The sequence below is a fragment of the Pseudomonas sp. RIT-PI-AD genome (genome assembly GCF_025642785.1).
Taxonomy (GTDB): domain Bacteria; phylum Pseudomonadota; class Gammaproteobacteria; order Pseudomonadales; family Pseudomonadaceae; genus Pseudomonas_T.
In genome coordinates, this window is the sequence record NZ_JANZKU010000012.1 from 61720 (window position 1) to 84906 (window position 23187).

At 68.1% G+C, this 23187-nt stretch carries 27 protein-coding genes; 15 read left to right on the top strand and 12 right to left on the bottom strand.

What is annotated here, in order from left to right:
- Positions 1–10 precede the first annotated feature (10 nt).
- The 4 genes from OGL92_RS12455 to OGL92_RS12470 form a co-directional block, all read right to left on the bottom strand.
- Positions 11–805 (bottom strand): uroporphyrinogen-III synthase, encoded by a 795-nt coding sequence (locus OGL92_RS12455; RefSeq protein WP_263143933.1) that lies wholly within the window; start codon positions 803–805, stop codon positions 11–13.
- A complete protein-coding gene (gene hemC, locus OGL92_RS12460; RefSeq protein WP_263143934.1) occupies positions 802–1740 on the bottom strand; it encodes a hydroxymethylbilane synthase in 939 nt (312 codons plus the stop codon). The genes OGL92_RS12455 and hemC overlap by 4 nt, the downstream gene beginning before the upstream one ends.
- A 111-nt stretch (positions 1741–1851) precedes the next feature.
- Positions 1852–2598 carry a LytTR family DNA-binding domain-containing protein gene (locus OGL92_RS12465; RefSeq protein ID WP_263143935.1) on the bottom strand — a complete coding sequence of 249 codons (747 nt, stop codon included), beginning with the start codon at positions 2596–2598 and terminating at the stop codon, positions 1852–1854.
- Positions 2595–3677 (bottom strand): sensor histidine kinase, encoded by a 1083-nt coding sequence (locus tag OGL92_RS12470; protein ID WP_263143936.1) that lies wholly within the window; start codon positions 3675–3677, stop codon positions 2595–2597. The genes OGL92_RS12465 and OGL92_RS12470 overlap by 4 nt, the downstream gene beginning before the upstream one ends.
- Before the next feature lie 217 nt (positions 3678–3894).
- Here OGL92_RS12470 and argH point away from each other — a divergent pair, with 217 nt between their 5' ends.
- The 7 genes from argH (at position 3895) to OGL92_RS12505 (ending at position 10933) form a co-directional block, all read left to right on the top strand.
- Positions 3895–5289 carry an argininosuccinate lyase gene (gene argH / locus OGL92_RS12475; RefSeq protein ID WP_263143937.1) on the top strand — a complete coding sequence of 465 codons (1395 nt, stop codon included), beginning with the start codon at positions 3895–3897 and terminating at the stop codon, positions 5287–5289.
- Entirely contained in the window at positions 5289–5915 is a 627-nt protein-coding gene (locus OGL92_RS12480) for an AAA family ATPase (RefSeq protein WP_263143938.1), read from the top strand. Before argH ends, OGL92_RS12480 begins: the two co-directional genes overlap by 1 nt.
- A gap of 12 nt (positions 5916–5927) precedes the next feature.
- The gene (locus OGL92_RS12485) at positions 5928–6413 is read left to right on the top strand and encodes a GNAT family N-acetyltransferase (protein ID WP_263143939.1); all 486 of its coding nucleotides are present in this window, start codon (positions 5928–5930) and stop codon (positions 6411–6413) included.
- 14 nt (positions 6414–6427) lie between these two features.
- Positions 6428–6709, top strand: coding sequence for a hypothetical protein (locus OGL92_RS12490; RefSeq protein WP_263143940.1), 282 nt, complete (start codon positions 6428–6430; stop codon positions 6707–6709).
- A 52-nt stretch (positions 6710–6761) separates the two neighbouring features.
- Positions 6762–7547, top strand: a complete 786-nt coding sequence (locus OGL92_RS12495) for a transporter substrate-binding domain-containing protein (protein ID WP_346659498.1) — start codon at positions 6762–6764, stop codon at positions 7545–7547.
- Between the two features lie 84 nt (positions 7548–7631).
- Complete coding sequence (locus OGL92_RS12500) at positions 7632–7874, top strand: TIGR02647 family protein (RefSeq protein WP_263143941.1); 243 nt, start codon at positions 7632–7634, stop codon at positions 7872–7874.
- A 200-nt stretch (positions 7875–8074) separates the two neighbouring features.
- Positions 8075–10933, top strand: coding sequence for a class I adenylate cyclase (locus OGL92_RS12505; RefSeq protein ID WP_263143942.1), 2859 nt, complete (start codon positions 8075–8077; stop codon positions 10931–10933).
- Positions 10934–10945: 12 nt separating this feature from the next.
- Here the strand turns inward: OGL92_RS12505 and OGL92_RS12510 are convergent, their stop codons facing one another.
- From OGL92_RS12510 to cyaY, 4 genes are all read right to left on the bottom strand, one after another.
- Positions 10946–11749, bottom strand: coding sequence for a lipase family protein (locus OGL92_RS12510; protein ID WP_263143943.1), 804 nt, complete (start codon positions 11747–11749; stop codon positions 10946–10948).
- 100 nt (positions 11750–11849) lie between these two features.
- On the bottom strand, positions 11850–12257 hold the full coding sequence (gene rnk / locus OGL92_RS12515) for a nucleoside diphosphate kinase regulator (RefSeq protein ID WP_263143944.1): 408 nt from the start codon (positions 12255–12257) through the stop codon (positions 11850–11852).
- 272 nt (positions 12258–12529) lie between these two features.
- Positions 12530–12733 carry a DUF1289 domain-containing protein gene (locus OGL92_RS12520; RefSeq protein WP_263143945.1) on the bottom strand — a complete coding sequence of 68 codons (204 nt, stop codon included), beginning with the start codon at positions 12731–12733 and terminating at the stop codon, positions 12530–12532.
- Entirely contained in the window at positions 12723–13055 is a 333-nt protein-coding gene (gene cyaY, locus OGL92_RS12525; RefSeq protein WP_263143946.1) for an iron donor protein CyaY, read from the bottom strand. The genes OGL92_RS12520 and cyaY overlap by 11 nt, the downstream gene beginning before the upstream one ends.
- 337 nt (positions 13056–13392) lie before the next feature.
- On the opposite strand from cyaY, the gene OGL92_RS12530 reads away from it, so the two are divergent.
- From OGL92_RS12530 to OGL92_RS12555, 6 genes are all read left to right on the top strand, one after another.
- Entirely contained in the window at positions 13393–13533 is a 141-nt protein-coding gene (locus OGL92_RS12530) for a lipoprotein (protein WP_263143947.1), read from the top strand.
- A 13-nt stretch (positions 13534–13546) separates the two neighbouring features.
- Positions 13547–14794 (top strand): diaminopimelate decarboxylase, encoded by a 1248-nt coding sequence (gene lysA / locus OGL92_RS12535; RefSeq protein ID WP_263143948.1) that lies wholly within the window; start codon positions 13547–13549, stop codon positions 14792–14794.
- A 10-nt stretch (positions 14795–14804) separates the two neighbouring features.
- Positions 14805–15635 (top strand): diaminopimelate epimerase, encoded by an 831-nt coding sequence (gene dapF, locus OGL92_RS12540; RefSeq protein ID WP_263143949.1) that lies wholly within the window; start codon positions 14805–14807, stop codon positions 15633–15635.
- A 13-nt stretch (positions 15636–15648) separates the two neighbouring features.
- The gene (locus OGL92_RS12545; RefSeq protein WP_263143950.1) at positions 15649–16350 is read left to right on the top strand and encodes a DUF484 family protein; all 702 of its coding nucleotides are present in this window, start codon (positions 15649–15651) and stop codon (positions 16348–16350) included.
- A 73-nt stretch (positions 16351–16423) separates the two neighbouring features.
- Positions 16424–17320, top strand: a complete 897-nt coding sequence (gene xerC, locus OGL92_RS12550) for a tyrosine recombinase XerC (protein ID WP_263143951.1) — start codon at positions 16424–16426, stop codon at positions 17318–17320.
- Complete coding sequence (locus tag OGL92_RS12555) at positions 17317–18009, top strand: HAD family hydrolase (RefSeq protein WP_263143952.1); 693 nt, start codon at positions 17317–17319, stop codon at positions 18007–18009. The genes xerC and OGL92_RS12555 overlap by 4 nt, the downstream gene beginning before the upstream one ends.
- A gap of 66 nt (positions 18010–18075) precedes the next feature.
- Here the strand turns inward: OGL92_RS12555 and sutA are convergent, their stop codons facing one another.
- The 4 genes from sutA to glnK all read right to left on the bottom strand — a co-directional run bounded on the left by sutA (position 18076) and on the right by glnK (position 20773).
- On the bottom strand, positions 18076–18408 hold the full coding sequence (gene sutA / locus OGL92_RS12560; RefSeq protein ID WP_263143953.1) for a transcriptional regulator SutA: 333 nt from the start codon (positions 18406–18408) through the stop codon (positions 18076–18078).
- A gap of 75 nt (positions 18409–18483) precedes the next feature.
- Positions 18484–18909: a secondary thiamine-phosphate synthase enzyme YjbQ gene (locus OGL92_RS12565; RefSeq protein ID WP_263143954.1), complete on the bottom strand. Its 426-nt coding sequence runs from the start codon at positions 18907–18909 to the stop codon at positions 18484–18486.
- A 156-nt stretch (positions 18910–19065) separates the two neighbouring features.
- Positions 19066–20391, bottom strand: a complete 1326-nt coding sequence (locus OGL92_RS12570; RefSeq protein ID WP_263143955.1) for an ammonium transporter — start codon at positions 20389–20391, stop codon at positions 19066–19068.
- Between the two features lie 43 nt (positions 20392–20434).
- Complete coding sequence (glnK, locus tag OGL92_RS12575) at positions 20435–20773, bottom strand: P-II family nitrogen regulator (protein WP_003096476.1); 339 nt, start codon at positions 20771–20773, stop codon at positions 20435–20437.
- A gap of 406 nt (positions 20774–21179) precedes the next feature.
- Between glnK and OGL92_RS12580 the strand changes: the two genes are divergently transcribed.
- Together OGL92_RS12580 and OGL92_RS12585 are read left to right on the top strand one after the other, a co-directional pair.
- On the top strand, positions 21180–21455 hold the full coding sequence (locus tag OGL92_RS12580) for an accessory factor UbiK family protein (protein WP_263143956.1): 276 nt from the start codon (positions 21180–21182) through the stop codon (positions 21453–21455).
- A 235-nt stretch (positions 21456–21690) separates the two neighbouring features.
- Positions 21691–23103: a peptidoglycan DD-metalloendopeptidase family protein gene (locus OGL92_RS12585; RefSeq protein ID WP_263143957.1), complete on the top strand. Its 1413-nt coding sequence runs from the start codon at positions 21691–21693 to the stop codon at positions 23101–23103.
- Positions 23104–23187 lie beyond the last annotated feature (84 nt).

A 23187-nucleotide genomic window follows, 5' to 3' on the forward strand; every position in this document is an offset into this window, starting at 1 on the left:
ATCCTTTGCATCAAGGGGAAGGCGTCGCGGAAGTCCCGAGCGCCGCCAGCAAGGCCGCGGCACTGGCGCCACGACAATCCACTACATTCTTCGCACCGGCAACGCGCGCCTGCTCGGCCACCCGGGGGCTCGGCACGAACAGCGGCATCGCGGAAAGGTCCGGCCAGGCATCGCCCGCCAATTGGAGCAGGTGCGCAAACCCCTGCCCACTGCTGACCACCAGGCCGTTCAAGCGTTCCGCCGCTATCCGCCGCGCCAGGGTGCCCGGCGGGTAACTCGGCAGCCGCCGCCGATAAAGTTCCAGATAGTCCACGGCGACGCCGCGTTCGCGCAACCGCTCGGCGAGCAGCCCGCGCCCGCCTTCGCCGCGCAGGATCAGCGCGCGCGGCTCTGGCCGGGCCAAGGCCTCGGCCAGGGCCGGCAGCGCCAGCAGGGCTTCGCTGTCGTCGCCCGTCTCGGGCCAGGCGACGTCCAGCCCATAGTCGAGGAGCAACTGCGCCGTGGCGCCGCCCACGCTGAACCAGCGTTGCGCGAAAGGCGGCTGCGGCCAGTAGCGGTCCAACAGCTCCAGGCCACAACGCGCGGCGGGCTTGCTGACCACGATCACCGCGGCGTAGCGGTCCAGATCGAGGATCAGGTTGCGCTGCGCCGGGGTTTCCGCGAGGGCCTCGATCGCCAGCAACGGCAGGCAGGAGCCGTACACCCCGCGTTCGGCGAGCGCTCCGGCCAGGGCCGCGCAGTCATCGGCGGGGCGGGTCAGCAACAGGCGCCAACCACCGGTCCCGGGCGCGGTGGCAGGCGTCACTCCGCGCCGGCCTCGCCGTAGACCGCCGCGAGGATGGTCGCGGCGCCCTTGTCCAGCAGTTCTTCGGCGACGCGCACGCCGAGGGCCTCGGCGTCGGCCGCGGCGGCATGCCCCTCGGCCCGCAGCAACAGGCTGCCGTCCGGATGGCCCACCAGGCCGCGAAGCCAGAGTTGGTCGCCCTGCAATTCGGCATAGCAGGCGATCGGCACCTGGCAGCCGCCGTTGAGGTGTTTGTTCAGCGCCCGCTCGGCGCTGACGCGCAAGGAAGTCTGCGGATGATGCAAGGCCTCCAGCAGGCGATGGATCTCGTGATCCTCGCTGCGGCACTCGATGCCCACCGCGCCCTGCCCGCCGGCGGGCAGGCTGTCGGCCACCGACAGGGAGGAACGGATGCGCGCCTCGAAGCCCAGGCGGATCAAACCGGCGGCGGCGAGGATGATGGCGTCGTATTCGCCGGCATCCAGCTTGGCCAGACGCGTGTTGACGTTGCCGCGCAGGAAATGGATGGTCAGGTCGGGCCGCCGGGCCAGCAATTGAGCCTGGCGACGCAGGCTGGAGGTGCCCACCACGCTGCCCGGCGGCAGGTCATCCAGGCTTCCATGGGCATTGGAGACGAAGGCGTCGCGCGGGTCTTCGCGCTCGCAGATGCAGAACAGCCCGAGGCCCTCGGGAAAATCCATGGGTACGTCCTTCATGGAGTGCACGGCGATATCGGCCTCGTGCTCCAGCAGGGCGGTTTCCAGCTCCTTGACGAACAATCCCTTGCCGCCGATCTTCGCCAGGGGTGCATCGAGCAGCTTGTCGCCGCGGCTGACCATGGGCACCAGGCTGACGCTCAAACCCGGATGCGCCTGTTCCAGGCGCGACTTGACGAACTCGGCCTGCCACAGGGCCAAGGCACTCTTACGGGTGGCGATGCGGATTTCGCGGGGCATGACAGGTAATTCCAGGAACGAACTACCGGGCATGATACCAGCCGCGACGACCGGCGAATTGAGGCTCGTCAGTGCGCGCGGCGGTGTTCGGGCAGGGAAGCGGCACGGCCGCTACAGGTTGTTCATCAACTTGCGCACGCCGGCGACGTGGCGCCGGCTGACGGTCAGCGCTTCGCCGTTCATGCCTTTCAGGTAGAGCTGGAAATGCCCGAGCGGCGTGCGCTGCAGCCGCTCGATGCGCTCGCGCGCCACCAGGGCGTTGCGGTGGATGCGCACGAAGCGCTCGCCGAACTCGTCCTCCAGGGCCTTCAAAGGCTCGTCCAGGAGCACTTCGCCGCCCTCGTGGCGCAGGGTGACGTACTTGTGGTCGGCGATGAAATAGATGACCTGATCCAGCGGGATCAGCTCGATGCCCTTGCGGGTGCGCGCGCTGATATGGCTGCGCGGCCCGTTTCCGGACTCCGCCGCCGGCCGGGTGAGGGCCGCCAGTTGCACCCGGTTCGGCCGCTCGGCCTTCTTCAGCGCCTCGACCAGGGACTCGGGGCGTACCGGCTTCACCAGATAGCCCACCGCGCTGACCTGGAAGGCCTCCAGGGCGAACTCGTCGTGGGCGGTGCAGAAGATTACGGCAGGCGGCGCGTCCCGCTCACACAGGCGCGCTGCGACTTGCAGGCCATCCAGGCCGGGCATGCGGATATCCAGCAGGACGACATCGGGTTTCAGGCTCTCGATCAGGCTCAACGCCTCTTCGCCATTGCTGGCGGCAGGTTCCAAAACACGGTACCCGTCGATGTCGCCGACCAATCGGCTCAAGCGTTCGCGGGCAAGGGGTTCGTCATCGACGATCAGGACATTCATATTGCTCTGGCTTCCTGCGTGAGTCTGGCACAAGGATAGCGTAGACAGGTGAAGTGGCGACCGTCACGGCGCTCCACGGTGAGACTCGCCCGCGGTCCGAAAAGTGCCGCAAGACGCGCCTCGATGTTGATCAACGCTTGTTGCGTTCCACGGGACGGCGCTTGGGCGCCGGTCCCTTCGAACGGGTTACTGACGCAGAGACGGAACACGCCGTCCGCATACTGAGCTTCGACCTGTACCAGGCCGCCTTCTATCCGCGGCTGGATGCCATAAATCAGGGCGTTTTCCAGCAGCGGTTGCAGCGTCAGTTGCGGAATCGGCAGATCGTCGGGCACCCGATCCACGTCCCAGCTCATTTGTAGACGCTCGCCCAGGCGATAATGTTCGATCGACAGATAACGCCGAGCCAGTTCGAGCTCCTCGGTCCAGCTCACCAGGCTGCCCGGCTTGGCCAGGCTGGCGCGAAACAGGTCGGACAGATCCAGCACCGCCTGCTCGGCCTTGGAGGGATCGATCGCCACCAGGCTGGCGATGCTGTTTAGGCTGTTGAACAGGAAATGCGGGCGGATGCGCGCCTGCAACGACTCCAGCCGGGCCCGCAGCTCCGCCTGTTGCTGGCGTCGCCACTGGCTCTGCAGGTAGAAGTAGCGCAGCAGCAGCGCCGACATGATCAGGCCGATCAGCGAGTGGCGCAGGTAGAGGTTGACTTCGCCGGTGCGGGACAGCGGGCCGCCCAGTTGGAAATGATCGGCGACGGCGGTGCAGCCCAGGGTCAGGCTGACCACCAGGGCGCAGCAGGCGACGCCCGCCAGCAACGCCGGCAGGCGCGCCAGCAGCGGCCGCAGCCGGCACAGCAGCGCCGCCGACAGCAGCACGATCCACTGTACGAACAGCGAGGTCAGCGCCAGTCGCGTCCAGTTGAAGGTGGCGACGAAGGGCTCCGCCAGCACCAGCACCATGACCAGCAGCTCGGCCAGCAGCACCAGGCCGAGCAAAGCCTCCGGCTCGCACAGTTCGGGGACGAAGAACTCATCGGTGGGCATGCGCTCGCGCATGCGGTCAAGCCAGTGTATTCGCATCGAGGCAGTTTCCGTGGCAGCCGCCCCGGCAGCAAGCCGGCGCGCTCCAGCCGGTGGAAATAACGCCGCGAAAGGCGGGCGGCATCCGGAAACTGTGAGGCGCCCGACACTTCCCGAATCGACCGCGGCGGCGGCGAAGCCGGCGGCAAGGCTGCTATCATCGGCGGCACTCCCCTGCCACGCAGGCGTCGCGCCTGCCTTCGTCACGAGTCAGCCCATGAGCACCGAAAAGACCAATCAATCCTGGGGCGGCCGCTTCAGTGAACCCGTCGATGCGTTCGTCGCCCGTTTCACCGCCTCGGTCGACTTCGACAAGCGACTCTATCGCCACGACATCATGGGCTCCATCGCCCATGCCACGATGCTGGCCCAGGCCGGCGTGCTCAGCGACGCGGAGCGCGACGCCATCGAGACCGGCCTCAGGCAGATCCAGGCGGAAATCGAGGCCGGCACCTTCGAGTGGCGCGTCGACCTGGAAGACGTGCACATGAACATCGAGGCACGCCTCACCGATCGTATCGGCGTCACCGGCAAGAAACTCCACACCGGGCGCAGCCGCAACGATCAGGTGGCCACGGATATCCGCCTCTGGCTGCGCGACGAGATCGACCTGATCCTCGGCGAGATCACCCGCCTGCAACAGGGCTTGCTGGAGCAGGCGGAGCGCGAGGCGGACACCCTGATGCCCGGCTTCACCCACTTGCAGACCGCGCAGCCGGTGACCTTCGGCCATCACCTGCTGGCCTGGTTCGAGATGCTCGCGCGCGACTACGAACGCCTGGTGGACTGCCGCAAGCGGGTCAACCGCATGCCGCTCGGCTCGGCCGCCCTGGCCGGCACCACCTACCCGATCCGGCGCGAGCTGACCTGCGAGTTGCTCGGCTTCGACGCGGTGGGCGGCAATTCCCTCGACGGCGTGTCCGATCGCGACTTCGCCATCGAATTCTGCGCCGCCGCCTCCCTGGCGATGATGCACCTGTCGCGCTTCTCCGAGGAGTTGGTGCTCTGGACCAGCGCGCAGTTCCAGTTCATCGACCTGCCGGACCGCTTCTGCACCGGTTCCTCGATCATGCCGCAGAAGAAGAACCCGGACGTGCCGGAGCTGGTGCGCGGCAAGGCCGGGCGGGTGTTCGGCGACCTGGCCGGGCTGCTGGTGCTGATGAAGGGCCAGCCGCTGGCCTACAACAAGGACAACCAGGAAGACAAGGAACCGCTGTTCGACGCCGCCGACACTCTGCGCGACTCGCTGCGCGCCTTCGCCGACATGATCCCGGCGATCAAGCCCAGGCGCGACGTCATGCGCGAGGCGGCGCGCCGGGGGTTCTCCACCGCCACCGACCTCGCCGACTACCTGGTGCGCAAGGGGCTGCCGTTCCGCGACTGCCACGAGATCGTCGGCCACGCGGTGAAATATGGCGTGGAGTCCGGCAAGGACCTGGCCGAGATGAGCCTCGACGAGCTGCGCCGCTTCAGCGACCAGATCGGTGAAGACGTGTACGCCGTGCTGACCTTGGAAGGCTCGGTGAATGCCCGCGACCACATCGGCGGCACCGCGCCAGCGCAGGTGCGTGCCGCGGTCGCGCGCGGCAAGGCATTGCTGGCCGCGCGCTGATGACAGAACCCTGGATACCCGGCCGGCGTATCTCAGTGGTCGGCTGCTCCGGCGCGGGCAAGACCACGTTGGCGCGCCGCCTGGCGCGACAGCTGGGCTATCGCCATGTGGAGCTGGATGCCCTGTATCACCAGCCCGACTGGCAGCCCCTGCCCACCGAGCGATTCCAGCAGGCGGTCGCCGAGGCCCTGGAGGGGGACGACTGGGTGGTGGAAGGCAACTACTCCTCGGTACGCCCCCTGGTGCTGGAACGCGCGGACACGGTCATCTGGCTGGATTTGCCCAGGGCCTCGGTGATGCGCCAGTTGGTGCTGCGCACCCTCAAGCGCGTGCTCGGCAGGCAGGTGCTGTGGAACGGCAACCGGGAGCGCTGGAGCAACCTGTACAGCCTGAACCCGGAACACTCGGTGATCGCCTGGGCCTGGACCCGCTACGCCATCCATCGACAGCGCTATGCGGCGGAGATGCTCAACGCCCGCCCCGGCCTGCGCTATCTCCATCTGGCTTCGCACGGGGCGGTCGACGCCCTGTTGGCGCGCACCGCGGACCGCCCGCCAGGCACCGACGCGCAGCCCGCCCGCGCCCGAGCGGGCGACACCCTCGAATCGATGCCCCCTTTACGCTAGAAGGCCTACCCCATGTCGCTGACCATCCGCCCCGCCAACGCCGACGACGCCGAGTTGATCCTGCGGTTCATCCGCGATCTGGCGATCTATGAAAAAGCCGAGCACGAGGTGCAGACCGATGTGGCCGGCATTCGCGACAGCCTGTTCGGCGCAGAGTCCAGCAGCCATGCGCTGATCTGCGAGCGCGACGGCGAAGCGATCGGCTACGCCGTGTACTTCTTCAACTATTCGACGTGGCTGGGCAAGCACGGCCTGTACCTCGAAGACCTCTACGTCAGCCCCGCGGCGCGTGGCAGCGGCGCCGGCAAGGCGCTGCTGCGCCATCTGGCGCGCCTCGCCGTGGCACGCGGCTGCGGGCGCTTCGAATGGGCGGTGCTGGACTGGAACACCCCGGCCATCGAGTTCTACCGCGCCTTCGGCGCCCGCGCCCAGGACGAGTGGACCACCTATCGCCTGAGCGGCCAGGCGCTGCTGGACTTCGCCGCCGACCACGACTGAGAGAGAGCCCCGACATGACCGTCCACGACGACAGCGACGAAGCCTTCGCCGAATCCGCCCTGATCCAGGCCGTCGAGAACCAGTTGCAGGCCGACGACCCCGCGGCGGTGCAGGCCACCCTCAACAAGCTGACCCTGGTCGGCTACGACCGCGAGGAAAGCCTGCGCCTGATGGCGCTGGTGCTGGCCCAGGAAATCCGTGCCATGCTGCGCGAGGACCGTGCCTTCGATCGTGCCTGGTACGAGCAGGCCCTGCGCGCGCTGCCGGACCTCCCGGAAGACGACGGCGAGGCCTGATCCGCTCGGGCTTTCGCTGTCGCCCCACTCGGCCCCAAGGAATTCGCGCCGAATGAGCCACCCGCTGTCCGTGTCGTCCCGGCTGTTGACCCTGATGCTGTTCCTGCTGGTCGTCGGGAGCCTTCGAGCACGCGCGGAAGAACCCGTGCCGATCGGCGCCGAGGACGACTGGTACCCCTTCACCGCACTGAAGGACGGGCGGATCCAGGGCATGTCGGTGGATATCGTCAAGGCCGCCTTCGCCGCGAGCGAAACGCCGATACGGCTGGTGGCCTACCCCTATTCGCGCTGCATGCAACTGGCGAAGCGCGGCGAGCTGGCGGGCTGCTTCAACACCGCGCCGGACGCGCGGATCGCCGAGGACTTCCGCCTGCCCCGGGAGCCGCTGTTCAGCGACGACATCCTGCTCTGGACGCGCCGCGAGCAACCCGACCCCATCGACGACCTGCATCGCCTGAATGGCCGGCGGGTGGCGGTGACCCTCGGTTACGAATACGGCGAGGCCTTCGATACCCTGAACGGCATGATCCGCGTGCAAGTGCGCAAGGACCTAAACGGCTTCCTGATGCTCAGTCACCGCCGGGTGGACTACGCGGTCGCCTACCGCGGCACGGCCGAGCAATTGTTCCAGGACACCCCTGCCCTGCAGGGCCTTTTCGTCGCGGTCGCGCGGGTGCACCAGCCGCAGCTCTACCTGTCGTTCTCGCGCAACCACCCGCGCAGCGAATTTCTCCTGCGCCGCTTCGAACTGGGCATGCGGCGCATCCGCGCCGATGGCCGCTATCAGGCGATCCTGGACGCCTGGCAACCCCCGGGCGGCGATTCCCCTGCACATTGAGGCGTCACTCGCTACACTGCGGAAGGCCCCGCCGCCTGGCGGCACAGGGCCCATCCCTTCAAACAAGAACAGCCCGGAGCGCCCATGTCGTTCACCCCCGAACTGATCGCCGAACTGGAAATCCTCGCCTTGTTCAACCTGGGCAACACCCTGGAAGGCATCAAGGTGCATAACAACGCGACCCGGGACGCCCTCGGCGCCATCGATCGCCTGCATGCCAAAGGCCTGACCACCCTGCCGGATGGCGGCTACCTGACCAGCCTCGGCCTGGATGCCGCCGAACACGCCCAGTCGCTCCTGACCATCCTGCGGCGCGACCCCGCCTGAAACGCCGAACGCCCCGACGGAGCGCTCGCGGAGCCCCTACAGAAGCGGCCCGGCCGCGCCGATAACCCGACAGGGTTCCACGATCCCGGCGCCACCGGTGCCCGGGATCGCGAACGCCCCCAACACAGCCTTTTTCCGGCAGCCTCCCGCGTCCGGACGTCCGCTGGTAGTCTTTGCCCACCCATAGGCATGAGCGAGTCATGACGCGTAACCAGGAAATCCGTCCGGACATCGATGACGGGATCGATCGCAAACAGCTCGCCCAGCTGCGCGCGCGCTTTCTCAAGGTCAACGCCGGCCGCCTGCAACGCACCTTCCAGGCCCTGTCGACGCGCCAGCAACTGGTGCTGAAGCTCCTGCCGCTGCTGTTCCACGTGAACCACCCGCTGTTGCCCGGCTACGTATCCGGAACCACTCCGGCGGGCCTGTCCGGCTTCGAGCCGGACGACGAGCTCTTGTCCGAGGCGCAGCGCCTGACCCGCTCCTTCGCCTACAAGGCGCGCCGCGGCAACCCCCTCGGCGGCAAGCCCTCGATGCCGATCCACGGCCTGTTCCTGATGGGCAGCCTGGGCACCGTGGCCCAGGCCGAGCAGAGCGACATGGACGTATGGGTGTGCCACGACTCGCACCTGAACGGCGTCGCGGTAGCCGAGCTGCGGCGCAAATGCGATCTGCTGGAGAACTGGGCGGCGACCCTGGGAACGGAGGCCCACTTCTTCCTGATCGATCCGCAACGCTTCGTGGTCGGCGACCGCGAAACCCACCTGACCTCCGACGACTGCGGCACCACCCAGCATTACCTGCTGCTGGACGAGTTCTACCGCACCGCCATCTGGCTCGGCGGGCGCACCCCCTTGTGGTGGCTGGTGCCGGTCTACGAAGAGCGGCGCTACGCCGAGTTCACCCACTTGCTGCTCAACAAGCGCTTCGTCCGCGCCGACGAAGTGCTGGACCTGGGCCACCTGGCGCGCATCCCGCCCGCCGAATACATCGGCGCCGGCATGTGGCAGCTGTTCAAGGGCATCGACTCGCCCTACAAGTCGGTGCTCAAGCTGCTGCTCACCGAGGTCTACGCCAGCGAACACCCGCAGGTGGAATGCCTGTCCCTGCGCTTCAAGCAGGCGGTGTTCGCCAACCGTATCGACCTGGACGAACTGGACCCCTACATCGTGGTGTACCGCCGGCTGGAGGAGTACCTCTCGGCCCGTGGCGAACACGAGCGCCTGGAACTGATCCGCCGCTGCCTCTACCTGAAGGTGAACAAGAAGATCAGCCGGCCGCCGCGCAACCGCGCCAAGAGCTGGCAACGCCTGCTGCTGGAGCGCCTGGTGGGCGAGTGGAACTGGGACGAGCGGCAACTGGCGATGCTCGACAGCCGCAGCCAGTGGAAGGTGCGCCAGGTGGGCGCCGAACGCCGCGCCCTGGTCAACGAGCTGACCTACAGCTATCGCTTCCTCTCCCAGTTCGCCCGCACCGGGCACACCGGCAGCTCGCTGAACAACCGCGACCTCGGCGTGCTCGGCCGGCGCCTGTACGCCGCCTTCGAGCGCAAGGCCGGCAAGGTGGAATTCATCAACCCGGGGATCGCGCCGGACCTGGCCGAGGACACCCTGACCCTGGTGCAATCGCCGAGCCCCGAGGCGCCCGGAGAAACCCAGTGGGCGCTCTACAGCGGCAGCCTGAACGCCCAGGAATGGGCGGATTTCGCGCCCCTCAAGCGCACCCGTGAACTGCTCGAACTGCTCGCCTGGTGCCACCGCAACGGGGTGATCGACGGCAGCACCCGGCTGTCGGTGCATCCCGGCGAAAGCGACCTCACCGATTTCGAACTGAACAACCTGCTCGCCAGCCTGCAACAGATGCTGCCGCTGCCCCTGGCGCCGGTGGACGAGAACGCCCTGCTGCAGGCGAGCGCGCCGACCGACGTGCTGCTGCTGGTCAATATCGGCCTCGACCCCCTCAAGCAGCACAGCCAGATGAACGTGCACATGACCACCGACCGCACCGACGCCCTGGGCTATTCCGGGGTCAGGGAGAACCTGGTGCTGACCCTCGACCAACTGACCCTGAACAGTTGGAACGAGCTGCTGGTGAAGCGCTACGCGGGGGCCAATGCGCTGCTGGACTGCCTGTGCGACTTCCTCAACGACCTGCCCCCCGCGGGGCCGCTGCCGCGGCTGAAGGTGCGTTGTTTCTGCAAGAACCGCGCGCAGGCCATCGCCCTGCGCGTCGAAGACCTGTTCCGCGACGTCTTCGCCAACCTCGGCGGCGGCCGCACCAGCCGCTACCTGTTGCGGGTCCAGCAGCAGTACCACCTGCTGACCCTGGCCCCGGGGGAAGTCAGCCATGCGGTGCTGGCCGATCTGCCGGCGCTGATCGAGCACCTGGGCGAGGAACTGCCCGCGTACAGCCCGCTGCACCTGGACGCCTACGCCCTGGAAGGCCTCGACCTGGCGCTGATCCTGCCCCTCGGGCGCCCCGACAGCATCCAGGTGTTCTACCGGGTGGACGGCGACAGCGCCGAGGTCACCGTGCTCGACGAGCACAACGCCTTGTGGCGCCAGCGCTTGCCGTTCCGCGACGAACAGAGCCTGCTGACCCCGCTGCAACGCTTCCTGCAGTCGGTGCTGTACCGGCGCAATGCCCTGCTGCCGCTGGACAGCGCCCTACCGGTGGCGGCCATGGAACTGGTCTACTACGAAGTGCTGCCGACCCAGCCCGGCCGCGCCATGCGCCTCGATCGCCGGCAGGCGCCCCTGGCCGCGCCGGGGCACTCGCTGTACGACGTGCAGGCGATCGTGGAGCCGGCCGCGGGCAAGCGCGTGCACGTCACCCTGTACTGCAACCATCGGGAGTTCTCCGAACTGGAGTACGGCACCGAGCTCTACGCCACCGTGGCCCGGCACATCCTCGCGCAGCGCCGCGAGGTGGAACGCTACCCCTGCTACATCACCGACCTCGACCTGTCACGGATCGAAGGCACCGCGCAGACCGTGCACTACCTGCGCTACAAGGCGCGCCTGGAACAGGCCCTGAACCAGGCCCTGCGCAACGCCTGAACGGTCGCCGCCTCAGCAGCCGCGCATCGGCGCGTCCGGATGCTCCAGCGCGTAGAGGTAGCAGTCGGCGAGGCTGTGGGCCAGGGCTTCGCCGGGGTAGCTGGCGCTGAAGGTCACCGGCCAGCCGACATGCTGGAAGTAGCGCCCGCGACGGGCGGCCGGCGGCGTTTGCGGCACCTCGTCGCTGTCGTTGACCAGCCGATAGGTCGGAATCCGCAAAGCGTTGTAGAAAGCCGCGAAAGCCGGATCGCCGAGCCGTGGGCTGGCGAAGTTGTACTGCTCCAGCGGCTGGTCCGGCCATTGCTCGCGGATATCCAGCACCGCCAGGGTCGACAGGCTGCAACCCAGGCTGTGCCCGCAGGTGAGCAGCGCGCCGCCCGGGCGCAGGTCGTCCAGCGCCTGCAAGGCGTGCTGGCGCAACGAGCGGTAGAGCTTGAGGAAGCCGTCGTGGATCAGGCCGACCCGCTGCTGCCAGGGATAATGGCTGGGGTCCGCGGCGAAATCGTCGCGCCAGTCGGGCAAGGTGTCGGTGCCGCGGAACACCAGGTAGACCGCGCCCTGCGGGTCGCGGGCGGCGAACCCGAAGGGTTCCGCCTCGCTGAGGTAGGGCAACCCGCTGAGCACGCTCCAGATCGGCGCGGAAAACTGCCAGCCGGCGGGCACCGGCGCCGCCCAGGCGAACGCCCGGGGCCGCGAAGGGCTGCCCTGGCGGTGCCATTGGCTATGCATGTCGTAGGCGTGGCCGACCAGGACCGCGCAGCGCAAGGCCTGCTCGCGGTCGTAGCCGGCCGGGAAATAGAGGGGAAGACTGGACATGGCGACGGCCTCCTTGCCGACTGGTCTTACCACTCTAGACCATGCCGCAGGCGCCATCCCCTGCCCGCCGGACGGTGCCGACGGACTGTCTGCGCGCCGCTCAGGGGGTGTATTCGCCCGCCGCTTCGGGCTGGTACTCCACCGCCAGCAGGGTCAGACGCAGGGCCTTGCCGCTGGGCGCCGGCCAGTCGATGTGCTGGCCCACGCTGAGGCCGAGCAGGGCACAGCCGACCGGCGCGAGGATCGACACGGTGCCCTCGGCGCCGGCGTCCTGCGGGTAGACCAGGGTCAGGTGATAGTCCTTGCCGTTGTTTTCCTCGCGGCAGTGCACCCGCGAGTTCATCGTCACCACGCCCGGCGGCACCTCGTCATGGCCCACCACCTGCGCCCGCGCCAGCTCGGCTTCCAGGGCCTCGGCAGCGGGACCGTACGTCTCCAGGCTGTCGAGCAGACGCTCGAGACGCTGCAGATCGAGACGGGTGATGGTTATCGGCGGCTGAGTGTTCATGGTGAACGCGAGGCTCCTCGGGTACGGATTGCATGGGTTGAAAAAAGCAAAACCCCGCCTCGAAAGACTGGATGATCGGGTTGGCGCGGGGCATGGCCATACGGACAGGACGCGGGAGACGCCTGCTGAACGCTGTGGGGCCGGGAGCACCGCGCGCAGCCGTTTCGATCGAGCGGCGAAGGCGGGGTTTCAGGATAGGTCGCGTCTAACCGACGCGTCCTGACCGGACCGACACTACGTCAGCCCGGCGCCGATTGGCAATACCGTCGAGATCAGGCCCGTCGCGCGCGGGCGTCGCGGCCGATCTGCAGGCGCCGCGCATCGCTGGCCGCGCGCCACTCGCGGATTTCGTCGAGGGTGCGGCCGCAGCCCAGGCAGACCTGGGCGTCGTCCAGGCAACATTGGCGCACGCAGGGCGAGGCCGGGCGTCCGTCGGCCCCCAGCGCTGGCGCGCCGGCCAGGGCCTCAGAGCCCATCGAATTCCAGGTTCTCGCCGGTCTGCTCCTGGGTGACCCGGGCGAGCAGTTCGGCCAGCGGCTCCTCGCTGGTGTCGCAGATCCAGCGGGCACTCTCCTCGTCGTAGTCGAAGTGGAAGCCGCCGGAACGCGCCGCCACCCACAACTGCCGCAGCGGCTCCTGGCGGCTGAGGATCACCTGGGTGCCGTTCTCGAACCGCACCGTCAGCACGCCGGCGGCGTTTTCCAAGTCGACGTCCAGGTCGCTGTCGTCGAAGACATCCTCGACTGACTCCTGGACGGCATCGAGCAGGTCGTGGAAACGGGCTTCGCTCAGACTCATGGGGGCACCTCGTGAAAGAAATCGGATCCTGCGCCGCGTGCGGCCCGCCGCACCGGGCGGCAGCCAGCGGGGCGACCGGGTAGGCGCCGCCGCGCGGTCATGACCGGCGATAATGCCGCAGCCCGCACCGGCCTGTCTCCCCGCCATGGCATGCCGGGCCATCGACGACGCCGGAAAAGCCCCAGCCGAGCGCCCGCCGAAAGCCCGGAAAATCCCCGGCGGCGGGGCTCGCGACGGCCTCCGGAGCCCCGCCGGACGGGCACCCCGCGCGCATAGGCAAGGCGCCGGGGGCTGGGTATACTCCGGCCCATTCGATGCTTAGTTCAAGGATTCCGTCATGAAGCGCCTGCTGCTTCCTTTCCTCGCGTTGGCCGTGCTGGCCGGCGCCCTCGCCGGTTGCGGCCAGAAAGGCCCGCTCTATCATCCGGACGACGAAAAAGCCGCCAAAGAACACCGCAAAGACCGCTACGAACTCTGACTGGAGGCATTCCATGGAAGCCTTCAACAACCGCGACGGCTCGCTGTTCGCGGAAGACGTGGCGCTGTCCGCTATCGCCGAGCGTTTCGGCACCCCCACCTACGTGTATTCCCGCGCGCACATCGAGGCCCAGTACCGGGCCTACGCCGACGCGCTGGAAGGCGCGCCGCACCTGATCTGCTTCGCGGTCAAGGCCAACTCCAATCTCGCCGTGCTGAACCTGCTGGCGCGCCTGGGCGCGGGCTTCGACATCGTCTCCCGGGGCGAGCTTGAGCGGGTGCTGGCCGCCGGCGGCGAGGCCGGGCGGGTCGTATTCTCCGGCGTCGGCAAGAGCCGCGAGGACATGCGCCGCGCCCTGGAAGTGGGCGTGCACTGCTTCAACGTCGAGTCCACCGACGAGCTGGAACGCCTGCAGACGGTCGCGGCGGAGCTCGGCAAGACCGCGGCGATCTCCCTGCGGGTCAACCCCGACGTGGACGCCGGCACCCACCCGTACATTTCCACCGGCCTCAAGGAAAACAAATTCGGCATCGACATCGCGCAGGCCGAGGCAACCTACCGCCGCGCGGCGTCCTTGCCCAACCTGCGGATCGTCGGCGTCGATTGCCACATCGGCTCGCAACTCACCAGCCTGCCGCCCTTCCTCGATGCCCTCGACCGCCTGCTGGCGTTGATCGACCGCCTCGCCGGGAGCGGTATCCACATCCGCCACCTGGACCTCGGCGGCGGACTGGGCGTGCGCTACAAGGACGAGACCCCGCCCCCGGCGGCCGACTACATCCGGGCCGTGCGCGAGCGCATCGCCGGGCGCGAGCTGACCCTGGTGTTCGAGCCGGGCCGCTTCATCGTGGCCAACGCCGGCGTGCTGCTGACCCGGGTCGAATACCTCAAGCACACCGAACACAAGAACTTCGCCATCGTCGACGCGGCGATGAACGACCTGATCCGCCCGGCGCTCTACCAGGCCTGGATGGAGGTGGTGCCGGTCGCCCCGCGCGACGCGACGCCGCGCGCCTATGACCTGGTCGGGCCGATCTGCGAGACCGGCGACTTCCTCGCCAGGGGCCGCGAACTGGCCCTCGCCGAGGGCGATCTGCTGGCCGTGCGTTCCGCCGGTGCCTACGGGTTCGTCATGAGTTCCAACTACAACACCCGCGGCCGTGCCGCCGAGGTGCTGGTGGACGGCGAACGCGCGTTCGAGGTGCGCCGCCGCGAACGCCTCGAGGACCTCTACGCCGGCGAAAGCCTGCTGCCAGTGTGAGGGCGCACGCATGTTACTGCGCTTCACCAAAATGCACGGGCTGGGCAACGACTTCATGGTCCTCGACCTGGTCAGCCAGCACGCCCACATCCAGCCCAAGCACGCCAAGCAATGGGGCGACCGCAACACCGGCATCGGCTTCGACCAGTTGCTGATCGTCGAGGCGCCGACCAATCCGGACGTGGACTTCCGCTACCGCATCTTCAATGCCGACGGCTCCGAGGTGGAACAGTGCGGCAACGGCGCGCGCTGCTTCGCCCGGTTCGTGCTGGACAAGCGCCTGACCGTGAAGAAACGCATCCGCGTCGAGACCAAGGGCGGGACCATCGAGCTGGACGTGCGCTCCGACGGGCAGATCGGCGTCGACATGGGCGCGCCGCGCCTGGACCCGCGTGCGATCCCCTTCCAGGCGGACGCCGAGGCGCTGGACTACGAAGTGGAGGTGGACGGCGCCAAGGTGCGCCTGGCCGCGCTGTCCATGGGCAATCCCCATGCGGTGCTGCGCGTCGATGACGTCGACAGCGCCCCGGTGCGCGAGCTCGGCCCCAAGCTGGAACACCACCCGCGCTTCCCGCAGCGGGTCAACGTCGGCTTCCTGCAGGTCCTCGACCGCCACCAGGCGAAACTGCGCGTCTGGGAGCGCGGCGCCGGCGAGACCCGCGCCTGCGGCACCGGCGCCTGCGCCGCCGCGGTCGCGGCGATCCGCCAGGGCTGGATGGAATCGCCCCTGCAACTGGAACTGCCCGGCGGCAAGCTCTCCATCGAGTGGGCAGGCGAGGGGCACCCGGTTATGATGACCGGCCCCGCCGTCCGCGTGTACGAAGGACAGGTTCGTCTATGACCGAGCATCGCCCATGACCGACCAGCGCCAGGACCCGCCCCAGCCTCTGGATTCCGAGGCGGTCGCCGCCTACCTGCGGCAGCACCCGGAATTCTTCGTCGACCACGAAGAACTGATCCCCGAACTGCGCATCCCGCACCTGCCGGGCGCCGCGGTCTCCCTGGTGGAACGCCAGGTCAAGCTGCTGCGCGAGCGCAACATCGACATGCGTCATCGCCTGTCGCAATTGATGGACGTGGCGCGCGACAACGACCGCCTGTTCGACAAAACCCGCCGGCTGGTGCTGGACCTGTTGGATGCCGGCAGCCTGGAAGAGGTAGTCAGCCTCGTCGAGGACAGCCTTCGCCACGAATTCCAGGTGCCCTTCGTCAGCCTGATCCTGTTCAGCGAAAACGCCCTGGGCGTCGGCCGCTCGGTGAGCAGCGCCGAAGCCCATCAGGCGGTGGGCGGGCTGCTGGCGGGGGGCAAGACCATCTGCGGCGTGCTGCGCGCCCACGAGCTGGAGTTTCTCTTCGGCCAGGAGGAACGCGACCAGGTGGGCTCGGCGGCGGTGGTGAGCCTGAGCCACCAGGGCCAGCACGGCCTGCTGGCGATCGGCAGCCCCGACCCGCAGCACTACAAGAGCACCCTCGGCACGCTGTTCCTCGGCTATATCGCCGAAGTGCTCAGCCGCGTCCTGCCGCGCCTCTCCGCGCCCCTGCGCTCGGTGCGCTGACGCCTTCGCTTCCGGATCGCGCGCCGCGGGCGCCGGTCCCTTGCCTGCTCCCAGGGCGATTCACGGAGTTTCCATGCGAACCGAACTGGATGCCTATCTCGAACACCTGCGCCGCGAGCGCCAGGTATCGCCGCACACCCTTGACGGCTATCGCCGCGACCTGCTCAAGGTGTTGGCACTGGCCGAAGGCGCCGGGGTGAGCGAATGGGCGGCGCTGGACGCCCACCACCTGCGCCACTTCGTCGCCCGGCTGCACGAACGCGGGCAGTCCAGCCCCAGCCTGGCGCGCCTGCTGTCCGCCACCCGCGGCCTGTACCGCTACCTGATCCGCGAAAAGCGCTGCCAGCAGGACCCGGCCGCCGGCCTCAGCCCGCCCAAGGGCGCGCGCCGCCTGCCGCGGACGCTGGACGCCGACCGCGCCCAGCAGCTCCTCGACGGCGCCGTGGAAGACGACTTCATCGCCCGCCGCGACCAGGCCCTGCTCGAACTCTTCTACTCCTCCGGGCTGCGCCTGTCCGAACTGGTCGGGCTGGACCTGGAAAGCCTGGACCTCGGCGATGGGCTGGTGCGCGTGCACGGCAAGGGCGGCAAGGTCCGCGAGCTGCCGGTCGGGCGCAAGGCACGCGAGGCGCTGCACGCCTGGCTGCCGCTGCGCGCCCTGGCCGCCAAGGACACGGCGCTGTTCATCGGCCGCCAAGGGCGCCGCCTGGGGCCGCGCGCGGTGCAGCTACGGGTGCGCCAGGCGGGCGTCCGCGAACTCGGCCAGCACCTGCATCCGCACATGCTGCGGCACAGCTTCGCCAGCCACCTGCTGGAGTCGTCCCAGGACTTGCGCGCGGTGCAGGAATTGCTCGGCCATGCCGACATCGCCACCACGCAGGTCTATACCCACCTGGACTTCCAGCACCTGGCCAAGGTGTACGACAGCGCCCACCCACGGGCGCGGCGACGGACGGAAGACAACGAATGAGCGTACGCCTGATCACCTTCGACCTCGACGACACCCTGTGGGACAACCGGCCGGTCATCGAGGGCGCGGAAACCGCCATGCGCGACTGGCTGAACCGCCATGCCGCGGCCCTCGGCGAGGTGCCGGTGGAGTACCTGTGGACGATCCGCAGCGGGCTGCTGGAGCGCCAGCCGGAACTCCGCCACCGCCTCAGCGAACTGCGCCGGCGCACCCTGTTCCTCGCCCTGGGCGAAGTGGGCTATGCCGAGCGGGAAGCCGGCGAGCTGGCCGAGGGCGCGTTCCAGGCAATGCTCGACGCACGTCACCGCATCACCTTCTTCAGCGATACCCTGCCGACCCTGGAACGGCTCGCCAGGCACTACATGCTAGGCGTGATCACCAACGGCAACGCGGACGTGCGCAGGCTCGGCCTCGCCGATCATTTCGCCTTCGCCCTGAGCGCGGAAGAACTGGGCATCGGCAAGCCCGATCCGCATCCGTTCCGCGAGGCCCTGCGGCACGCGGGGGTCGACGCCCCCGAGGCGGTGCACGTGGGCGACCATCCCGGGGACGACATCCTCGGCGCGCAACAGGCCGGCCTGCGCGCGATCTGGTTCAATCCCCTGGGCAAGCCCTGGGAGGCCGCGCATCGCGCCGACGCCGAGATCCGCGCCCTGGCGGAACTGCCGGAACTGCTGCGCGCCTGGTGACGCCGCTCGCGCCAGCGGCATGAAAAAGCCCGCCGAAAGGCGGGCTTTTCAAGCGATGGGGCGCGCTCAGATGGGACGACTGCCGTACTTGCTGTCCGGCTTCTTCGGCGGGTCGGCGACCACGTTGGGCTCGACTTCCTGCACCTTGCCGCCACGGGAGAGGAATTCCTCCATCGCCCGGGCCAGCGCGTCGCGCTCCTTCTGCTTGGCTTCGATGCTCGGCAGCTCCTCGGCGTCTACCGCGGCCTTGGCTTTCTTGCCCTTGCTCGCGGTGCGCTCGCCCTCGCCGGCCTCGCCATCGTCCTCGCCGTCGCTGGTGTCGTCGGCGGCGGCCAGCTCTTCGCCGTCCTCTTCCTCAGCCGTATCCAGATCGTCCTGTTCCAGTTCTTCGTCACTCATTGTTCTACCTCATCGCTTTACCAAAGCAGGTTATTTATAGCCCAGCCGCGCCGGCTTTCTACGCGACCGGGAGAATCAGAAAGGCTCGCCGTGCAGGGTGGCGAGGACCCGGCGCGCGCCGCCCTGGTCGCGGTGCTCGCCCAGGTAGACGCCCTGCCAGGTGCCCAGCGCCAACTGGCCCTGGGTTATCGGCAGGCTCAGCTGGCAGCCCAGCAGGCTGGCCTTGAAATGCGCGGGCAGGTCGTCCGGCCCCTCGTAATCGTGTTCGTAGCCGCCCTCGCCCTGGGGCACCAGGCGCTCGAAGAACCGCTCGAAATCACGGCGGACGGCCGCATCGGCGTTCTCGTTGACGGTCAGCGAGGCGGATGTGTGCTGCAGCCACAGATGCAACAGACCGGTGCGGTATTCGCGCAGTTCCGGCAACTCGGCGAGCACCTCGTCGGTGATCAGGTGAAATCCGCGCGGGCGGGCCCGCAGGGTAATCGAACGCTGTCGCCACATGATCGCCTCCGGCCTCGATTCCATGTCGGCGCGCATTCTAGCGCGGCGACGGAAAAAGCAAAGAGCGCTGGCGCACGCGGGCGGTTTTCCGGGGGCGAATGCCGGACAACGAAAAACGCCCGGGGAATCCCGGGCGTTCCGTCGTGGGTCGAGGGGTTACAGGTTGTAGCCGCGCTCGTTGTGCAGCGCGAGGTCTAGGCCCACGGTCTCTTCCTCGTCGTTGACCCGCAGGCCCATCACCAGGTCGAGCACCTTGAGGATCACGAAGGTGACGATGGCGGTGTAGATCACCGTGAAGGCCACCCCTTTGAACTGGATGAACACCTGGGCCGCGATGTCCTCGACGGTGCCGAAGCCACCCAGGGCCGGCGCGGCGAACACGCCGGTGAGCAAGGCGCCGATGATGCCGCCGATGCCATGCACGCCGAAGGCGTCCAGGGAATCGTCGTAGCCCAGCTTGCGCTTCAGGCTGGTGGCGCAGAAGAAGCACAGGACCCCGGCGACCAAGCCGATCACCAGCGAACCCATGGGGCCGACGGTACCGGCGGCCGGGGTGATGGCCACCAGGCCGGCGACCACGCCGGACGCGATGCCCAGGGCGCTGGGTTTACCGTGGGTGACCCACTCGGCGAACATCCAGCCCAGGGCCGCCGCGGCGGTGGCGATCTGGGTGACCAGCATGGCCATGCCGGCGGTGCCGTTGGCGGCGGCGGCGGAGCCGGCGTTGAAGCCGAACCAGCCGACCCACAGCATGGCGGCGCCCACCAGGGTGTAGCCGAGGTTGTGCGGCGCCATCGGCGTGGTCGGGTAGCCCTTGCGCTTGCCCAGCACCAGGCAGGCGATCAGCCCGGCGACGCCGGCGTTGATGTGCACCACGGTGCCGCCGGCGAAGTCCAGCACGCCCCAGTCCCACAGCAGGCCGCCGTCGCCGCTCCAGACCATGTGCGCGATGGGCGCATAGACCAGGGTGAACCACAGGCCGATGAACACCAGCATCGCGGAGAACTTCATCCGCTCGGCGAAGGCACCGGCGATCAACGCGGGGGTGATGATGGCGAAGGTCATCTGGAAGGTGATGAACACGCTTTCCGGGAACAGCGCCGCGGCGGACGTCAGCCCATCATGGCTGAGGCCAGCGAGGAAGGCCTTGGAAAAACCGCCGACGAAGGAATTGAGGTTGACGACACCCTTCTCCATGCCGGTGACGTCGAACGCCATGCTGTAGCCATAGATCACCCACAGCAGGCTGATCAGGCCGGTGATGGCGAAGCATTGCATCATCACCGAGAGGATGTTCTTCGAGCGCACCATGCCGCCGTAGAACAGCGCCAGGCCGGGAATGGTCATGAACAGCACCAGCGCCGTGGACGTGAGCATCCACGCGGTGTCGCCGGAGTTGAGGGCGGCCTCGTCAGCCATGGCCAGGCCAGGGGTAACGAGGGACAAAAGGGCGCCTAGCCCTGCGAATTTACGCAGAGTCATGTTTTTTCTCCTGGGGCTTCTGGGGCTTGGGGGTGTCGGTGGCTTAGATCGCGTCTGTGTCGGTCTCGCCGGTACGGATACGGATGGCCTGTTCCAGATTCACCACGAAGATCTTGCCGTCGCCGATCTTGCCGGTGTTGGCCGCCTTGGTGATGGCTTCGATGACGCGGTCCAGCTGATCGTCCGCGATGGCGACGTCGATCTTCACCTTGGGCAGGAAATCGACCACGTACTCCGCGCCGCGATACAGCTCGGTGTGACCCTTCTGCCGTCCGAAACCCTTGACTTCGGTGACGGTGATGCCTTGCACGCCGATCTCCGACAACGACTCGCGCACGTCGTCGAGCTTGAACGGTTTGATGATGGCAGTGACTAGCTTCATGAAATCTCTCTCCCGTATTGGTGGACTTGCCCCAGGAAAAACAAACCCGGGCCAAGTCTAAGCGCAGTGTCTGGCTTTTGTAATGCGCCGGCCGCCCTCGCTCGGTCACGACGCCAACCAACCGCTCGCGGCGAGACGACTCCCCGCCTCGCCCGCCGCACCGGAACCGCATCGGTGCAGACTTCATTCGGTCCTTAGCAGAAAGCTTGCCAGCTCACGCAAAGGCTCGGGTTTGAGCGGTCCGAAGGCATCGGCCGGCGGCGAGCGGCGAGCGATGCCGCGGTCGCTCGCCCAACTATGGTGCGAAACCCCCACCGCGGCGGCTCGAAAAGCGTGCACCGGTCGGTGAATCGCCTGGCTCCGACCCCATGGTAGACTGCCGCCTCCCCGACTCCGGATACCGCCCATGCTGCCGCCCAAAGCCCTGCTCGACGCCCTGTCCAAAAACGCCTCGCGCCTGTTCGAGGGCGATCGCCCGCTGCCCCGCGAAGAGTTTCAGACCCAGTTCAAGGCGCTGTTGCAGAGCGCCTTCGGCAAGCTGGACCTGGTCAGCCGCGAGGAATTCGACAGCCAGATGGCCGTGCTGGCGCGCACCCGCGCCCGTCTCGAAGCCCTGGAAGCCAAGGTCGCCGAGCTGGAAGGCGCCACCCCGCAGCAAGCGGTGTCCGTCGATCCCACCTGATCGCCGCGCCGGCGAAGCCTTCGCCACGAGCCGCCGACGTTCGGGCATACCATTCGCACGGTGTTACTGGCACTTTCGTACCATATCGCTAGACTCCTTCGGGCTGTCAGGGAAGACAGCCATGCACGGGCCGATGCCTGCCCCTCTCCTTCCTCCCTGATCGCTTACCCGAGCACGCCGGCTGTCCTGCCGCGGCAGAGCGACTGCTTGCCCGTCATTCAGCAAGGAGTTTGCGATGAGAAACTTCCATGGAGCCCTACTGTTCACCGCTTGCGCGCTGGTCGCCGTCGATATCCAGGCGGCTCCCCCGGTCAAGCCTGAAGCCGCCCTGCTGTATTCCTACCAGGAAATGCAGACCTTCGACCTGGCCGCCTACCTGCGCGAGCATGCCCCCGCGCTATTGCCGCAAGCCGAGGTGATCAGCCACTGGGCGGGTTACAGCAGCATCAGTCCGAAGGTCCTGCTGACCCTGATCGAGATGCACAGCGCGGCCCTCAGCAAGCCGACCGCCTACGCCCTGGCGCACCCCTTCGGGCCGTTGTCCACCGGCAAGGACTTTTCCGCCCAGGTGGAAGAGATCGCTTTGCGGCTGGCCCGCGACTACTACCAGCGCCTCGACGCTCGAACACTCGCACCCTCCAGCCACGCCCTCGCCGGGCTGCTGCCCGCCGCCACCGGCGAGGCCGACTTCGCCGCCACCTACGGCCGCCTGTTCGGCCAGCGGCCGCCGACCCAGGATGCCAAACAGCGCGCCCAGTACTACGCGGCCGAGGTGCCCCCGGCGAACCTGCTGCAACTGCCCTTCCCGGTCGGCCAATCCTGGGGATTCGGCGGCAGCCACACCAACACCGGCAGCGGCAACTTCCCGCTGTCCTCCCTGGATTTCCACGACGGCGGCTACTGGGGGTCGGATACCTCGAACAAATGGGTGGTCGCGGCCGCCGAGGGGCGCGCGATCAGGCATTCGTCCTGCTCGGTGGAGGTGGTGCACAACGGCGGCTGGTCGACCACCTACTATCACCTGGACAACGTGCAGATCCAGACCAACCAGATCGTGCGCAAGAACCAGCGGCTGGCCAACTACGCGGGCAACATCAACCAGGCGCTGTGCAACGGCGGGCACTCCACCGGTCCGCACCAGCACTTCAGCCTGAAGCGCAACGGCGCCTTCCAGCACCTGAATGGCGTGCAGTTGTCTGGCTACCGGATACACACCGGCCGCGACAGCTACGACACCGACTGCAGCTATTTCTGGCTCGACCGCAACGGCCAGCGCTACTGCGTCGGCTATCGCCTGCAGAACCCGGGAACGCCCGTGGGGCGCGGCCAGGCGCGGGAAGTCGAGGCGAACGAAGCGCCGGGGCAGCGGGCGCAGGTCACCAGCGACTACCGCAGCGCGGCGCCCATTGGCGCGACCAACCTGTACATGGGCTTTTCCAGCCGTGACGACGCGCCGCCCTACTCGCTGTCCGCGTCCCGTTCCAGCCTCGACGACTGGGGCTGCCGGCCGTTCGATGCGGCGCACCGGGAGCTGTGCCGCTTCACCCGGCCGGCGACGGGCGCGCCGCTGGTGATGCTGGACGAGGAAACCGAAGCGCCGCTGCCGGGCCTGCTGGAACTCGCGGATTCGCAGCGAGTGGTGTTCTGACCCTAACGTCCGGCCGAAGGGACGCCTTCGGCCGGTCTCGCCTTTCGAAGCGTCCCCGCGCACCACCCGGGCCGGCACGAGCCG

Excerpts from the sequence above, each read along its gene's own strand:
- hemC (WP_263143934.1), bottom strand. The coding sequence starts at position 1,740 with ATGCCCCGCGAAATCCGCATCGCCACCCGTAAGAGTGCCTTGGCCCTG.
- OGL92_RS12465 (WP_263143935.1), bottom strand. The coding sequence starts at position 2,598 with ATGAATGTCCTGATCGTCGATGACGAACCCCTTGCCCGCGAACGCTTG.
- OGL92_RS12470 (WP_263143936.1), bottom strand. The coding sequence starts at position 3,677 with ATGCGAATACACTGGCTTGACCGCATGCGCGAGCGCATGCCCACCGAT.
- argH (WP_263143937.1), top strand. The coding sequence starts at position 3,895 with ATGAGCACCGAAAAGACCAATCAATCCTGGGGCGGCCGCTTCAGTGAA.
- OGL92_RS12480 (WP_263143938.1), top strand. The coding sequence starts at position 5,289 with ATGACAGAACCCTGGATACCCGGCCGGCGTATCTCAGTGGTCGGCTGC.
- OGL92_RS12485 (WP_263143939.1), top strand. The coding sequence starts at position 5,928 with ATGTCGCTGACCATCCGCCCCGCCAACGCCGACGACGCCGAGTTGATC.
- OGL92_RS12490 (WP_263143940.1), top strand. The coding sequence starts at position 6,428 with ATGACCGTCCACGACGACAGCGACGAAGCCTTCGCCGAATCCGCCCTG.
- OGL92_RS12495 (WP_346659498.1), top strand. The coding sequence starts at position 6,762 with ATGAGCCACCCGCTGTCCGTGTCGTCCCGGCTGTTGACCCTGATGCTG.
- OGL92_RS12500 (WP_263143941.1), top strand. The coding sequence starts at position 7,632 with ATGTCGTTCACCCCCGAACTGATCGCCGAACTGGAAATCCTCGCCTTG.
- OGL92_RS12505 (WP_263143942.1), top strand. The coding sequence starts at position 8,075 with ATGACGCGTAACCAGGAAATCCGTCCGGACATCGATGACGGGATCGAT.
- OGL92_RS12510 (WP_263143943.1), bottom strand. The coding sequence starts at position 11,749 with ATGTCCAGTCTTCCCCTCTATTTCCCGGCCGGCTACGACCGCGAGCAG.
- rnk (WP_263143944.1), bottom strand. The coding sequence starts at position 12,257 with ATGAACACTCAGCCGCCGATAACCATCACCCGTCTCGATCTGCAGCGT.
- OGL92_RS12520 (WP_263143945.1), bottom strand. The coding sequence starts at position 12,733 with ATGGGCTCTGAGGCCCTGGCCGGCGCGCCAGCGCTGGGGGCCGACGGA.
- cyaY (WP_263143946.1), bottom strand. The coding sequence starts at position 13,055 with ATGAGTCTGAGCGAAGCCCGTTTCCACGACCTGCTCGATGCCGTCCAG.
- OGL92_RS12530 (WP_263143947.1), top strand. The coding sequence starts at position 13,393 with ATGAAGCGCCTGCTGCTTCCTTTCCTCGCGTTGGCCGTGCTGGCCGGC.
- lysA (WP_263143948.1), top strand. The coding sequence starts at position 13,547 with ATGGAAGCCTTCAACAACCGCGACGGCTCGCTGTTCGCGGAAGACGTG.
- dapF (WP_263143949.1), top strand. The coding sequence starts at position 14,805 with ATGTTACTGCGCTTCACCAAAATGCACGGGCTGGGCAACGACTTCATG.
- OGL92_RS12545 (WP_263143950.1), top strand. The coding sequence starts at position 15,649 with ATGACCGACCAGCGCCAGGACCCGCCCCAGCCTCTGGATTCCGAGGCG.
- xerC (WP_263143951.1), top strand. The coding sequence starts at position 16,424 with ATGCGAACCGAACTGGATGCCTATCTCGAACACCTGCGCCGCGAGCGC.
- OGL92_RS12555 (WP_263143952.1), top strand. The coding sequence starts at position 17,317 with ATGAGCGTACGCCTGATCACCTTCGACCTCGACGACACCCTGTGGGAC.
- sutA (WP_263143953.1), bottom strand. The coding sequence starts at position 18,408 with ATGAGTGACGAAGAACTGGAACAGGACGATCTGGATACGGCTGAGGAA.
- OGL92_RS12565 (WP_263143954.1), bottom strand. The coding sequence starts at position 18,909 with ATGTGGCGACAGCGTTCGATTACCCTGCGGGCCCGCCCGCGCGGATTT.
- OGL92_RS12570 (WP_263143955.1), bottom strand. The coding sequence starts at position 20,391 with ATGACTCTGCGTAAATTCGCAGGGCTAGGCGCCCTTTTGTCCCTCGTT.
- glnK (WP_003096476.1), bottom strand. The coding sequence starts at position 20,773 with ATGAAGCTAGTCACTGCCATCATCAAACCGTTCAAGCTCGACGACGTG.
- OGL92_RS12580 (WP_263143956.1), top strand. The coding sequence starts at position 21,180 with ATGCTGCCGCCCAAAGCCCTGCTCGACGCCCTGTCCAAAAACGCCTCG.
- OGL92_RS12585 (WP_263143957.1), top strand. The coding sequence starts at position 21,691 with ATGAGAAACTTCCATGGAGCCCTACTGTTCACCGCTTGCGCGCTGGTC.